9 protein-coding genes are annotated in these 13,781 nt (G+C 66.2%); 6 read left to right on the top strand and 3 right to left on the bottom strand.

Features of this window, described 5'->3' with window-relative positions; translation table 11 throughout:
* The first annotated feature begins 13 nt into the window (after window positions 1–13).
* The 6 genes from LXM88_RS03265 (at window position 14) to LXM88_RS03290 (ending at window position 9,123) form a co-directional block, all read left to right on the top strand.
* Window positions 14–3,157 carry an efflux RND transporter permease subunit gene (locus tag LXM88_RS03265; RefSeq protein WP_262531634.1) on the top strand — a complete coding sequence of 1,048 codons (3,144 nt, stop codon included), beginning with the start codon at window positions 14–16 and terminating at the stop codon, window positions 3,155–3,157.
* The gene (locus LXM88_RS03270; RefSeq protein ID WP_262530503.1) at window positions 3,157–4,623 is read left to right on the top strand and encodes an efflux transporter outer membrane subunit; all 1,467 of its coding nucleotides are present in this window, start codon (window positions 3,157–3,159) and stop codon (window positions 4,621–4,623) included. Before LXM88_RS03265 ends, LXM88_RS03270 begins: the two co-directional genes overlap by 1 nt.
* Before the next feature lie 129 nt (window positions 4,624–4,752).
* On the top strand, window positions 4,753–6,087 hold the full coding sequence (locus LXM88_RS03275) for a paraquat-inducible protein A (protein ID WP_111021528.1): 1,335 nt from the start codon (window positions 4,753–4,755) through the stop codon (window positions 6,085–6,087).
* 39 nt (window positions 6,088–6,126) lie between these two features.
* Window positions 6,127–7,722, top strand: coding sequence for a PqiB family protein (locus tag LXM88_RS03280; protein ID WP_262530504.1), 1,596 nt, complete (start codon window positions 6,127–6,129; stop codon window positions 7,720–7,722).
* Window positions 7,723–7,748: 26 nt separating this feature from the next.
* Window positions 7,749–8,420 carry a PqiC family protein gene (locus LXM88_RS03285; RefSeq protein WP_262530505.1) on the top strand — a complete coding sequence of 224 codons (672 nt, stop codon included), beginning with the start codon at window positions 7,749–7,751 and terminating at the stop codon, window positions 8,418–8,420.
* A 175-nt stretch (window positions 8,421–8,595) separates the two neighbouring features.
* Window positions 8,596–9,123, top strand: a complete 528-nt coding sequence (locus tag LXM88_RS03290) for a TetR/AcrR family transcriptional regulator (RefSeq protein ID WP_096476057.1) — start codon at window positions 8,596–8,598, stop codon at window positions 9,121–9,123.
* A gap of 75 nt (window positions 9,124–9,198) precedes the next feature.
* On the opposite strand, the gene LXM88_RS03295 is transcribed toward LXM88_RS03290, so the two are convergent.
* The 3 genes from LXM88_RS03295 to groL form a co-directional block, all read right to left on the bottom strand.
* Window positions 9,199–9,723 carry a hypothetical protein gene (locus LXM88_RS03295; protein ID WP_262530506.1) on the bottom strand — a complete coding sequence of 175 codons (525 nt, stop codon included), beginning with the start codon at window positions 9,721–9,723 and terminating at the stop codon, window positions 9,199–9,201.
* Window positions 9,724–9,989: 266 nt separating this feature from the next.
* Entirely contained in the window at window positions 9,990–11,915 is a 1,926-nt protein-coding gene (gene dnaK / locus LXM88_RS03300; protein ID WP_262530507.1) for a molecular chaperone DnaK, read from the bottom strand.
* 81 nt (window positions 11,916–11,996) lie between these two features.
* A complete protein-coding gene (groL, locus tag LXM88_RS03305) occupies window positions 11,997–13,619 on the bottom strand; it encodes a chaperonin GroEL (RefSeq protein ID WP_262530508.1) in 1,623 nt (540 codons plus the stop codon).
* Window positions 13,620–13,781 lie beyond the last annotated feature (162 nt).

The raw sequence follows: 13,781 nt of genomic DNA on the forward strand, positions 1-13,781 counted from the left end.
ACACCGGTCCTCGATGGACGGTGCGCTCGGCGCACAAAGCGGTGCCGCGTCGCGCGACGACGGCCATTTCAATCTGTCGGCATGGGCGCTGAACCATCAGCAACTGGTGATCTTCCTCATCGGCCTCGCGACGATTTTCGGCATGATCGGCTATACGCGCCTCGCGCAATCGGAGGATCCGCCGTTCACGTTCCGCACCATGGTGATCCAGACCTATTGGCCGGGCGCCACGGCGCGCGAAGTGCAGGAACAGGTCACGGACCGGATCGGCCGCCAGCTCCAGGCCGCGCCTTACGTCGACAACATCAAGAGCTATTCGCGCCCCGGCGAGTCGATGATCTTCTTTGCGATGAAGGATTCGGCGCCGGTCGACCAGGTGCCGGAAACCTGGTATCAGGTGCGCAAGAAGGTCGGCGATATCCGGGCGACGCTGCCGAAGGGCACTGTCGGCCCGTTCTTCAACGACGAATTCGGCGACGTCTATACCAACATCTATGCGCTCGAAGGCGACGGCTACTCGCCCGCGCAACTGCACGATTACGCGGACAAGCTGCGCACCGTGCTGTTGCGCGTGCCGGGTGTCGCGAAGGTCGACTACTTCGGCGACCCCGCCCAGCACGTATTCGTCGAGATCTCGAACGCGCAACTGACTCGGCTCGCGATCACGCCGCAGCAACTCGCGCAGGCCATCGATGCGCAAAACGCCGTCGCACCGGTCGGCACGATCACGACAGCGGACGACCGCGTGTTCGTGCGGCCGAGCGGTGCGTTCAAGGACACGCAGGCGCTCGCCGACATGCTGATCACGGTGAACGGCCGGACGTTCCGGCTCGGCGACGTCGCGAAGGTCACGCGCGGCTACGATGATCCGCCCGTCACGCAGATGCGTACGAACGGTCACGCGGTGCTCGGCATCGGCGTCACGATGCAAAAAGGCGGAGACGTGATCGACCTCGGCAAGGCGCTCGACGCGAAGGCAGCCGAGCTCCGGGCTGGTTTGCCCGCAGGACTGAAGCTGGCCGCGGTGTCGAGCATGCCGCATGCCGTCAAGCACTCAGTGGACGATTTCGTCGAAGCGGTCGGCGAAGCCGTCGCGATCGTGCTCGTCGTCAGCCTCGTGTCGCTGGGCCTGCGCACCGGCATGGTCGTCGTCATCACGATTCCGATCGTGCTCGCCGTGACGGCACTGTGCATGCACGTGTTCGGCATCGGCCTCGACAAGGTGTCGCTCGGCACGCTGGTGCTCGCGCTGGGGCTGCTGGTGGACGATGCGATCATCGCCGTCGAAATGATGGCGGTGAAGCTCGAGCAGGGTTGGAGCCGCGCGCGCGCTGCGGCCTTCGCCTACACGAGCACGGCGTTCCCGATGCTGACCGGCACGCTCGTCACGGTATCCGGCTTCCTGCCGATCGCGCTCGCGAAATCGAGCACCGGCGAATACACGCGGTCGATCTTCGAGGTGTCCGCGATCTCGCTGATCGTGTCGTGGTTCGCGGCCGTCGTGCTGGTGCCGCTGCTCGGCTACCACATGCTGCCCGAGCAGCAGCATCACGACGCTCATGCACATGGGCAGGACGTTTATGAAACGGGTTTTTACCGGCGGCTGTCCGGATGGATCTCGGCGTGCATCGAGCGCCGCTGGGTGGTGCTGGGCGTCACGGCCGTGCTGTTCGCGATCGCGATGGCGGCATTCACGCGCGTGCCACAGCAATTTTTCCCGAACTCGGAGCGCCCCGAACTGCTGGTCGACATGCGTTTGCCCGAAGGCGCTTCGTTCGACGCGACACTGCGTGAGGCCACGCGGCTCGAGAAGGTGCTCGACGGTCGGCCTGAAATCGATCACGTGGTCGATTTCGTCGGCACCGGTGCGCCGCGCTTCTACCTGCCGCTCGACCAGCAGCTCCAGCAGCCGAACTTCGCGCAGTTCGTGATCACGGCCAAGGACGTCGAATCGCGCGACCGCTTGTCGCATTGGCTCGAGTCGACGCTGGCAAGCCGCTTCCCGACCGTGCGCACGCGCGTCGCGCGCCTCGAGAACGGGCCACCCGTCGGCTTTCCGATCAAGTTCCGCGTGAGCGGCGACGACATCGCGACCGTTCGCGGCATTGCCGAAAAAGTCGCGGACACGATGCGCGCCGATGCCCGCACGCGCAACGTACAGTTCGACTGGGACGAGCCGGCGGAGCGATCGGAGTCGTTCGAAATCGATCAACTGAAGGCACGCCAGCTCGGCGTGACGTCGGAAGACGTGTCGAGTTTCCTCGCGATGACGCTGTCCGGCTATACGGTCACGCAGTATCGCGAACGCGACAAGCTGATCGACGTCGACCTGCGCGCGCCGAAGCGCGAACGGATCGCCCCGTCGCAGCTCGCCGGCCTGGCGATCCCGACGCCGCACGGCCCGGTGCCGCTCGGCACGATTGGCCACGTGCGCGACACGCTCGAATACGGCGTGATCTGGGAACGCGACCGCCAGCCGACCGTCACGGTGCAGGCCGACGTTCGTGGCGAAGCGCCGAGCATCGGCGTGACGCGCGCCATCGACGGCACCCTGGCTACGCTGCGCGCCACGCTGCCGACCGGTTACCGGATCGAGATCGGCGGTGCAGCCGAGGAGAGCATGAAGGGCCAGACGTCGATCAACGCGCAGATGCCGCTCATGATCATCGCGGTGCTGACGCTGCTGATGATCCAGCTCAAGCGCTTCTCGCGCACCTTCATCGTCGTGCTGACGGCTCCGCTCGGCCTGATCGGCGTGGTCGCTGCGCTGCTGCTGTTCGGCAAGCCGTTCGGCTTCGTCGCGCTGCTCGGCGTGATCGCGATGTTCGGGATCATCATGCGCAACTCGGTGATCCTGGTCGACCAGATCGACCAGGACATCGCGGCCGGGCAGCCACGCTTCACCGCGATCGTGGGCGCGACCGTGCGCCGCTTCCGGCCGATCATGCTGACCGCCGCGGCCGCGGTGCTCGCGCTGATTCCGCTGTTGCGTTCCGGCTTCTTCGGCCCGATGGCCACCGCACTGATGGGCGGCATCACGATCGCGACGGTGCTGACCATCTTCTTCCTGCCGGCCCTCTACGCGACCTGCTTCAAGGTGCGCAGCGACGAACGCGAGTCGCGCGCGATGGACGTCGCGTCCTCGGAGACATGCTGATGAAATTTCCCCTTACCACATCGGTGCTCGCCGCGAGCGCGGCGCTCTGCCTGAGCGGCTGTGCAATGGCCCCGAGCAGCACGCCGCCGGCGATGCCGTCGCCGGCGCACTACGGCGCGACGCCTCAGGCGCCGCGCACCGCCGAAGCGGCAGGCGTCGCGCAGCAGTTCGACGTCGGCGCCGCGCCCGTTCCGCAATGGTGGCGCCTGTATCGGTCCAGCGCGCTCGACGCGCTGGTCGACGAAGGCCTGCGCGCGAACCCGACGCTGGCCGCGGCGGAAAAGACGCTCACCGCCGCGCAGGAGGAGCTGCGCGCGCAGATCGGCGCGTCGACGCTGCCGTCGATCGACGCGAACGCGCAGGTGGCCCGCACGCGCACGCCGGACATCTCCGGCGCAGGCGCGCAAAGCCTGCGCTACAACGTATTCGTCGGACAACTGCAGGCGCATTACACCTTCGATCTGTTCGGCGCCACGCGATATGCGAACGAGGCGAGCGCCGCGCGCGTCGACGTGCACGGTTGCGAGCTCGAAGCGGCAAGGCGTGCGCTGGCGGCCAACATCGTCGGCACCGCCATCCGCGCCGCGACGCTCGACCGCCAGATCCTGCTGACGGAGCGCCTGGTCACCGTTGCCGAGGCATCCGCACTCGAAGACCAGCAGCGTTACGCGCTCGGCGCGGTGTCCCACGTGCAGGCGTTGGCGTCGACGCAGGTCGCGGCGTCGCTCGCCGCGACGCTGCCGCCGCTGCGCCAGCAGCGTGCGAGCGCGGTTCACGCGCTGGCGATCCTGCTGGGCCGCACGCCCGACGCGCCACCGCCGGTCCCCTCCTTCACCGGACTGTCGCTGCCGGAACACGTGCCCGTGGTCGTGCCGTCCGACCTGCTGAAGGCACGGCCGGACATCCGCGCGGCCGCGGCAGCCGTGAAGGCGGCATCGGCGGACGTCGGCGAGGCGACCGCCCAGTTGTTCCCGAGCCTGTCGCTCACTGCGACGATGGGGCGCGGCGGCTTCAGCTGGCCAGCGCTGTTGTCGGGCGCGGGCGGCCTGTGGGCCGTCGGCGCCGGGCTGTCGCAGCCGATCTTCCACGGCGGTGCGCTGCTGGCTCACCGGCGGGCGTCGCGCGATGCGTACGACGCCGCGGTGCTGCAGTACAGGGCGGCGGTGCTGTCCGCATTCGGCGACGTCGCCGATTCGCTCGCCGCGCTGGACAACGACGCGCAAGGACTGGCCGCGAACGAACTCGCGGCGCGCGCGGCAGGCGAGGCTTTCCATGAAACGGCGCAACGCCGCACATTGGGTGCCGTTCCGATGTCCGCGCAACGGTCGAGCGAACAACTCTATCTGAACGCGGAACTCGATGCGGTGCGTGCCGCGAGCCGCCGGATGACCGATACGGCGGCGCTGCTGCAGGCAATGGGCGAACTGCCGCCCGCTACTGGCACGACGGTTGCGGCCCGGCAATAGCCGCTGCTTGCGTCGATGGACCGGCCGCGCGCCTTCGGGCCGCACCGGTCCGCAATCTCGAAGCCCGGTGCCCGGCGTACCGTGCATCGCGCGGCGCCGCGCCTTCATTACCCGCATGGTTGATTCCCGATGAAATCCGACAACCTGGTCGCCTGCCACGAATGCGACCTGCTGATTCAGCGTCCGCCGCGCCTGCGCGCGCTCACGGCACACTGCCCGAGATGCCGCGCGCGTGTGAGCGGTGCGGCGCACGGCCGCCGCTCGCTCGACCGGCTGTGCGCATTGACGGTCGCCGCGCTGGTGACGTGTTGCGTCGCGCAGGCCTTTCCGATCGTTGCGCTCGATGCGGCCGGCATCGCGTCGCATGCGACGCTCGGTGACGCGGTTCGCGCGCTATGGTCGAACGGTCAGCCGCTGGTGGCCGCGCTCGTGTTCTGCACGACGATGCTGTTTCCAATTCTGGAGCTCGCCGCATGGCTGTACCTGCTCGCGCCGCTGCGCGCGGGCCGCGTACCGCTCCACTTCGCACAAGTGCTGTGCGCCATTCACCGATTGCGGCCGTGGAGCATGGTCGAGGTGCTGATGCTCGGCGTGCTCATCACGATCGTCAAGCTGACGAGCCTCGCACACGTGCTTGCCGGGCCCGCGCTATTCGCGTTCGCCGGGCTTACCGTGATGCTCTGCGTGCTGTCGACGATCGAACCGGCCCGACTGTGGGAAGCGCACGACGAACTCGTCGCACTGCGGTCAGGCGATGCCGACCGTACGAAACCGCCCCGCCCCGACACGACGCGACATGCTGCGCCCCGGGCCGCGGAAAGCAGCGGATCGGCGGGCATGACGGCCAGCGCCGCGGGATGGATCGCCTGTCACCTCTGCGCGCGCGTGCAGCCGGCACACACATGCGGCGAGCGCTGCACGCGCTGCGGATCGCCGCTGCACGCGCGCCGTCCGCACAGCATCGCGCGCACGGGCGCGCTCGTCGCTGCCGCTGCGTTGCTCTATATCCCGGCGAACCTGTTGCCCGTCATGCACGCGACCTCGCTCGGCCGGGCCGAGGACGACACGATACTCGGCGGTGTCGCGTACTTCTGGACGTCCGGCGACTGGGCACTCGCCGTCATCGTGTTTATCGCGAGTGTGCTCGTGCCGATGCTCAAGCTTGCGGCCCTCGCATTCCAGGCGATCGCCGTCCATCGCGGCGTGCAATGGCGGCCGCTCGAACGAGCCCGGCTGCATCGGCTGGTCGAGCGCGTGGGCCGCTGGTCGATGCTCGACGTATTCGTCGTCGCGCTCACGATCGCGCTCGTGCATTTCGGCTCGTTCGCCGACATCACGCCCGGCCCCGGCGCGCTCGCGTTCGGCGCCGTGGTCGTGCTGACCATGTGCGCGTCGATGCAGTTCGACCCGCGGCTCATCTGGGACGGTGCGCCCCGCCCCGTCGCCGCCCATCACCAACCTTGAACCGGCGCAAGCGCCCGCTTTATTTCGAATCCCAAAACGATGTCTTCTTTCGATTTTTCTCCACCCGAGATCCGGCCGCGCAGCCGCTGGATCCCGTCTCTCGTCTGGATCGTGCCGCTCGTTTGCGCGCTGATCGGGCTGTCGCTCGTAATCCGGACCGTCACCGCCAACGGTCCGACGATCACGGTCACGTTTGCAAACGCCGAGGGCCTCGAAGCCGGCAAGACCAAGGTCCGCTACAAGGACGTCGATATCGGCTCCGTCCAGACCATCACGCTCACCCCCGACTTCAAGCGCGTGGTCGTCGGCATTCAGCTGACGCACGACGCCGCGCGCTTCGCGAACCGCGATACGCGCTTCTGGGTCGTTCGACCGCGCGTCGGTGCCACCGGCATTTCCGGCCTCGGCACGCTGCTCTCCGGCGCATTCATCGGCGCGGATCTCGGCCGCTCGCCGCAGAAGCAGACCGATTTCACCGGTCTCGAGACGCCGCCTGCCGTCACCGCGGACCAGCAGGGCCGACGCTACCTGCTGCACGGCGACTCGCTGGGCTCGGTCGACATCGGCTCGCCGGTGTTCTATCGGCATCTGCAGGTCGGTCAGGTCGTGGGATTCTCGCTCGACAAGGACGGTACCGGCGTTGACGTTCAGGCGTTCGTGAAGGCGCCCTACGACAAGTACGTCAGCGTCAATACGCGCTGGTGGCACGCAAGCGGCGTGGATCTTCGGCTCGATTCGAGCGGCCTGAAACTCAACACGCAGTCGCTGGCGACCGTGATCGTCGGCGGTCTCGCGTTTCAGTCGCCGCCTGGACAAGCGGACGCGCCGCAGGCAGCCGACAACACGTCGTTCCGGCTCGCACCCGACCAAGCGGACGCGATGCGCGACCCCGACGGCACGCCGCTGATGGTCGTCATGCGCTTCGACCAGTCGCTGCGCGGGCTGTCGGTCGGCGCGCCGGTCGATCTGCGGGGCATCGTGCTCGGTCAGGTCACGAACATCGGGATCGAGTACAACGAACACACGCGCAACTTCAGCATGAAGGTCGCGATGGCGCTGTATCCGTCGCGACTGAGCCGACACAGCGATACGGCGCTGCCCGCGCCCGATACGGCCGGCGGCCACGAACTGCTCCAGCACCTGGTGCTCCAGGGGCTGCGCGGGCAGTTGCGCACCGGCAGCCTGCTGACCGGTCAGCTCTACGTGGCGCTCGACATGTTCCCGAAGGCGCCGCACGCGAGCGTCGACGCGCGCCGCACGCCGGTGGAACTGCCGACCGTGCCCAACACGCTCGACGAACTGCAGGTGCAGATCGCCGACATCGCGCGCAAGCTCGATCAGGTTCCGTTCGACCGGATCGGCAACAATCTGAACGGCGCGCTCGCGCATGCGAACCAGTTGTTCGGTCACCTCGACGAGCAGGTCGTGCCGCAGGCGCGCGACACGCTGGCCGCCGCGCAACGCACGTTCAGCGCGGCAGAGTCGACGTTGGGGCAGAATTCGCCGATGCAGTCGGACGTTCATGAGGCGATGCAGTCGCTCACGCAAACGCTGCAGTCCTTGAATGCGCTTGCGGACTATCTGGAACGTCATCCCGAATCGCTGCTGTTCGGCAAGAAGGGGGACCGCCAATGAAAGCGCGTTCGTTTGGTCGTCTCCGTATGCCGGCGCGCATCGCGACGTGCGTCGCACTCGCGGTACTGAGCGCGTGCGCGTCGCCGCCGGTGCATTTCCATACCCTCGCGGTGACAGACGATGCGGGTGTTGAGGCCACCGCTGCGCATCCCGCCTGGCTGATCGACATCCAGGCCGTGCACGTCGCGGCGCCTGCGGACAGCAACCGGCTCGTCGTGCAACGCGGCCCCCAGCGGACCGACATCCTGGAGCAGGAGCGCTGGGCTGCGCCGCTCGGCGACGAAATGCGCGGCGGACTGTCGACACGCGTCGCGTCCGTGCTCGGCACGATCGATGTTCACCGCGTCGCCCACCCGGACGGCACGCCCGTCTACCGGGTCGCGGTGGACATGCAGCATGTCGAGTCGTGGCCGACGTCGCACGTGCTGCTCGATGCGGCCTGGAGCGTAAGTTCCGGGGTCGGACAGCCGGCACTGACGTGCCGCAGCATCGTTCGGGCCGATACGTCGGCGGGCTACGATGCACTCGTCGATGCGTATCGCCGCGCGCTGGATGCGCTCGCGCTCGGGATCGCCGCGGGCATTCGCGCGGCGGCCACGCACGCCGCGCCGCCGGCCGATTGTCGAGCGGGCGCATTCAAGCGCCCGATCGCGTCCTCCGCTGTCAATCGCGGCGCGTCGGACGCGCTCGACGATTGAATCGGCGCCGTGACGACGCGACAGACCGGACCATCGACACGATTCCGATCACCGGCTTCAGCAGAATCTTCAAGACCGGAGCTCGTCCATTCGTTCCAGCTCCAAGCCGACACGACATTTCGCGCGGCGCGATATTGCGCCGCTTCAATCATTTCCACCGCACGGACAGCACAGGATGAAACCCGCCCGCCTCACCCGCATGCAACGCCGGCTCGACACCCGCGAGCGGCTCATCGTCGCCGCTCGCGAATGCTTCATCGCGAAGGGCTTCGCCGACACGACCGTCGAGGATATCGCGGAGCGCGCGGGTTACACGCGCGGCGCGTTCTATGCGAACTTCGGGCACAAGCGCGAGCTGTTGATCGAGATCCTGCGCCGCGACCGCGATCGACTGCTGACGAAGGTGCGGCCGGCGACGCGCACGCGTTGCGGTTCTCGTACGGTCGCCGACTACGCGGACATTGCCGCCAGTTGGGAATGTTTCCCGCTGTGGGTCGAGGTCCATCTGTACGCGCTGCGCGATGCCGGATTCCGGCAGGTCGTCGACCGCCTGCATGCCAAACCGGCCGCGCCACCGGATATGGCAGGCGGCTTGGCGGGTGCCGCGGACACGATGCCGTTCCCGACCGAATGGGCGGCCGCGCTCGGCGTTGCGCTGCTGAGCGTCGGCGCGCGATGCGCACGGCGTGACGATGCGGCGTAGCGGACGGGCCATGCGAGCGCTCGTCGGGGCCGTCGCCGTACCTGATGCCGTCGTGGGTCCAGACGGACCGTGTTGTTAGCGGATGGTCTTCGTTCCACTCACGTCTGTCTCCCTCCTTTCGAGACGCAGAAAGGTGTCTGCGGCCACCAGTCCGAACACGATGTGGGCAATGAGGCTGATCCAGCTCCTGGCGTCTGCGAACCAGGGAAACAACCGGGTCATGCCGTAGAAGTCGACCAAGTACACGGCGACACCGAATAAAGCCCCCACCAGCGAGGCCATTCCGATGCTCGAATCGAAGCTGAACGGCGCCATGATCACCGCAAGAATGAGCGCGAAAACGATCGATAGCGCAAAATGGACGACGAGCGCCACCAGCATGATGCCCGGGTCAAACGTGGCAGGCTGGGCAAGCGCATCACGTCCCAGGGCGATTGCCGCGATCATTCGCGGTGGTCCCCATGGGCTCTGCCCCGTGACCCACATGGCAAGCAGTTCGAGCACCAGGAAAACCACGCCTGCGACACAGCCGCCGATCACGGCTGCGCGCCAGTCAGGCGGACGGCGAGTGATATGGTGCGAATGCATGTGAAGTTCCATGGCGACCTCCTTACAGTAACGCGGCTCACCTGTACCGCTCGCGCGAGCTGCCGTGGACGTGATTGGCGAGCTTGCTCCCCGATTGATACATCCCAGGTTCCCGAAAGCGTGCTTCGACGTGATACTTCTGCCTTCGACGTTTCGTTTTGCACGAAATCGTGTCCGCCGCAACAGCGAATGACATGAACTGGCTATTACGAGATGTCCGTGCCGGGTATCGGTTCGTCCACGCCTGGAATCGAGCCGAAGCATGACTTTGCTGCGGTTTACCGCTTTGTCTTTACCTCCTTGAACTCCGCATCCACTACATCGTCCTCTTTTGTCGCGCCATCGGCTTCCTGACCGGTCGGGCCGCCTGGGCCTACGGCTTGCGCGTCGGCATACAGCTTTTCGCCGAGTTTCTGCGAGGCCGTGGCGAGCGCATGCACGCGGGCGTCGATCTCGGCCTTGTCGGATCCCTTGAGCGCCCCCTCGAGCTCCTTGACCGCGGCTTCGATCTTTTCCTTCTCGCCCGCCTCCAGCTTGTCGCCGTACTCGGTGAGCGCCTTCTTCGTGCTATGCACCAGCGCATCGCCATGGTTACGCGCGTCAACCAGCTCGCGCATTCGGTGATCTTCAGCGGCGTGAGCCTCGGCATCCGCCACCATCTTCTGTACTTCCTCCTCGGACAGACCTGAATTGGCCTTGATGGTGACGCGGCTTTCCTTGCCGGTCGCCCTGTCTTTGGCCGACACATGCAGGATGCCGTTCGCGTCGATGTCGAATGTCACCTCGATCTGCGGCACGCCGCGCGGCGACGGTGGGATGCCTTCAAGGCTGAACTCGCCCAGCAGTTTGTTGCCCGTGACCATCTCACGCTCGCCCTGATAGACCTTGACCGTCACGGCAGGCTGGTTGTCGTCGGCGGTGGTGAAAATCTCCGAGAATTTGGTCGGGATGGTGGTGTTCTTCTCGATCATCCTGGTCATCACGCCGCCCTGTGTTTCGATGCCGAGCGACAGCGGGGTGACGTCGAGCAGCAGCACGTCCTTGCGCTCACCTGCGAGCACCGCGCCCTGGATGGCTGCGCCCACCGCCACGGCTTCGTCAGGATTGACGTCCTTGCGCGGCTCTCGGCCGAAAAACGCCCGAACCTTGTCCTGCACCCTGGGCATGCGGGTCATCCCGCCCACCAGAATCACGTCATCGATCCTGTCCACTGCCAGGTCGGCGTCCTTGATGGCGATGCGGCATGGCGCCATCGTGCGCTCGATCAGATCTTCTACCAGTGCTTCGAGCTTGGCCCGCGTGAGCTTCAGCGTGAGATGCCTGGGGCCGCTCGCGTCGGCCGTGATATACGGTAGATTGATTTCGGTCTGCTGGGTCGACGACAGCTCGATCTTCGCCTTTTCGGCGGCTTCCTTCAGACGCTGCAGTGCGAGCACGTCCTTCGACAGGTCGACGCCTTGCTCCTTCTTGAACTCGCCGATGATGTAATCGATGATGCGCTGGTCGAAGTCTTCGCCGCCGAGGAACGTGTCGCCGTTGGTCGACAGCACTTCGAACTGTTTCTCGCCCTGCACGTCGGCGATCTCGATGATGGAAATGTCAAAGGTGCCGCCGCCGAGGTCGAACACGGCGATCTTGCGGTCACGGTTTTCCTGCTTGTCCAGGCCGAACGCGAGCGCCGCCGCGGTCGGCTCGTTGATGATCCGCCTCACTTCGAGGCCCGCGATGCGACCGGCGTCCTTGGTCGCCTGGCGCTGGCTGTCGTTGAAGTACGCCGGCACCGTGATCACGGCATCCGTGACGGGCTCGCCGAGGTAATCCTCGGCGGTCTTCTTCATCTTGCGCAGCACTTCCGCCGATACCTGCGGCGGGGCGAGCTTCTTGTCCCGCGCCTCGACCCATGCGTCGCCGTTGTCGGCCTTGAAAATTCTGAAAGGCATCAGGCCGATGTCCTTCTGCACTTCCTTCTCTTCGAAGCGGCGGCCGATCAGCCGCTTGACGGCAAACAGCGTGTTCTTTGGATTGGTCACGGCCTGGCGCTTCGCCGGTGCGCCGACGAGCACTTCGTCCTCGTCCATGTACGCGACGATCGACGGCGTGGTGCGCGCACCTTCCGAATTTTCGACTACCTTGACCTGATTGCCTTCCATCAGCGCCACGCACGAGTTCGTGGTGCCGAGGTCGATGCCGATGATCTTGCCCATGGTGTTCACTCGCTCGATCTGGTTCGGGGATGGTCACGTGAGTCCCGCTCCGTCACGCCGCCATCCCACCGCGCATCCCGGTCAATACTCCATCTCGGGCGGTGACACGGCGGGTCGGGCCTCTTCCTTCGGCAACTCCGCCACCACCGCGTCCGTAGTGAGGATCAGCCCGGCGACCGACGCGGCGTTCTGCAGGGTCGTGCGCGTCACTTTCGTCGGATCGACCACCCCCATCTCCATCAGGTCGCCATAGGTATCGGAGGCCGCGTTCCAGCCGAAGTTGCCAGACTGCTCCTGCACCCGATTGAGCACGACCGAGGGCTCTTCGCCCGCGTTCAACGCGATCTGGCGCAGCGGTTCCTCCAACGCGCGCAGCACGATCCTGATGCCGGCATCCTGGTCGGTGTTGGCGCCCCGTAGTTCCTTGAGTGCCGCACGAGCGCGCAACAGCGCAACGCCGCCGCCCGGCACGATGCCTTCCTCGACGGCCGCACGCGTGGCGTGCAGCGCATCCTCCACGCGCGCCTTCCGCTCCTTCATTTCGACTTCGGTGGTCGCTCCTACCTTGATGACCGCGACGCCCCCGGACAGCTTCGCGATGCGCTCCTGCAACTTCTCCCTGTCAAAGTCGCTCGTCGTCTCTTCGATCTGACGTCGGATCGCCTGAATGCGTCCGTCGATCGTCTTGCGGTCGCCCGCGCCGTCGATGATCGTGGTGGCTTCCTTCTCGACCTCCACCCGCTTGGCGCGTCCTAGGTCTTCCAGCGCCACGTTCTCGAGCTGCTTGCCGGTTTCCTCCGAAATCACCAGGCCGCCGGTCAGCGTCGCGATGTCTTCCAGCATCGCCTTGCGGTGATCGCCGAAGCCCGGCGCCTTCACCGCCACCGTCATGAGGATGCCGCGCAGCGAGTTCACCACAAGTGTGGTTAGGGCCTCGCCCTCGACGTCCTCGGCGATGATCAGCAACGGCTTGCCCGCCTTGGCGACCGCTTCCAGCACGGGCAGCAGGTCGTGGATGCTCGAGATCTTCCGGTCATGCACGAGAATGTACGGTTCCTCGAGCACGGCGAGCTGCTTCTCGGGCTCGGTGATGAAATATGGCGAGAGCCAGCCGCGATCGAACTGCATGCCTTCGACTACCTCCAGTTCGCTCTGCAGCGACTTGCCTTCTTCAAGGGTGATCGCGCCATCCTTGCCGACCTTTTCCATCGCTTCGGCGATAATCTGGCCAATCTCCTCATCGGCATTCGCCGAGATGGTGCCGACCTGGGTGATTTCCTTGCTGGTCGTCACGGCTCTCGAGAGCTTCCTGAGCGCGTCGACAACGACCGCCGCAGCCTGGTCGATACCGCGCTTCAGGTCCATCGGATTCAGGCCGGCCGCGACGTACTTCATGCCTTCACGCACGATGACCTGGGCGAGCACGGTGGCAGTGGTCGTGCCATCACCGGCGACATCGGAGGTCTTCGCGGCGACCTGCTTGACCATCTGGGCGCCCATGTTCTCGAACCGGTCGCGCAGTTCGATGTGCTTCGCCACGGTCACGCCGTCCTTGGTGACCGTCGGCGCGCCGAACGAGCGCTCGAGCACGACGTTGCGTCCCCTTGGACCGAGCGTGACCTTGACCGCGTCGGCAAGCAGATTGACGCCCGTCAGAATGCGGTGGCGGGCGAGATCGTGAAACTTGACGTCCTTGGCTGCCATTTTCCAGTTCCTCCCGACATGTCGGACAAAATACAACACCGTGCGATGGTGCCGCCATCGATCTCCTCATGGAGCGGAATCTGCAGTCACCACCGCCAGCAGGCATGGCGATTCCGCGCAGGGTGCTCAGCCAGCCCCCGAAGTCACCGCGGGGCGCCTGAT

It is taken from the genome of Burkholderia sp. S-53 (assembly GCF_025560745.1).
In the GTDB taxonomy this organism is placed as follows: Bacteria; Pseudomonadota; Gammaproteobacteria; order Burkholderiales; family Burkholderiaceae; genus Burkholderia; species Burkholderia pyrrocinia.

Coding starts and splice junctions, on each gene's coding strand:
- LXM88_RS03265 (WP_262531634.1), top strand. CDS start 14: ATGGACGGTGCGCTCGGCGCACAAAGCGGTGCCGCGTCGCGCGACGAC.
- LXM88_RS03270 (WP_262530503.1), top strand. CDS start 3,157: ATGAAATTTCCCCTTACCACATCGGTGCTCGCCGCGAGCGCGGCGCTC.
- LXM88_RS03275 (WP_111021528.1), top strand. CDS start 4,753: ATGAAATCCGACAACCTGGTCGCCTGCCACGAATGCGACCTGCTGATT.
- LXM88_RS03280 (WP_262530504.1), top strand. CDS start 6,127: ATGTCTTCTTTCGATTTTTCTCCACCCGAGATCCGGCCGCGCAGCCGC.
- LXM88_RS03285 (WP_262530505.1), top strand. CDS start 7,749: ATGCCGGCGCGCATCGCGACGTGCGTCGCACTCGCGGTACTGAGCGCG.
- LXM88_RS03290 (WP_096476057.1), top strand. CDS start 8,596: ATGAAACCCGCCCGCCTCACCCGCATGCAACGCCGGCTCGACACCCGC.
- LXM88_RS03295 (WP_262530506.1), bottom strand. CDS start 9,723: ATGGAACTTCACATGCATTCGCACCATATCACTCGCCGTCCGCCTGAC.
- dnaK (WP_262530507.1), bottom strand. CDS start 11,915: ATGGGCAAGATCATCGGCATCGACCTCGGCACCACGAACTCGTGCGTG.
- groL (WP_262530508.1), bottom strand. CDS start 13,619: ATGGCAGCCAAGGACGTCAAGTTTCACGATCTCGCCCGCCACCGCATT.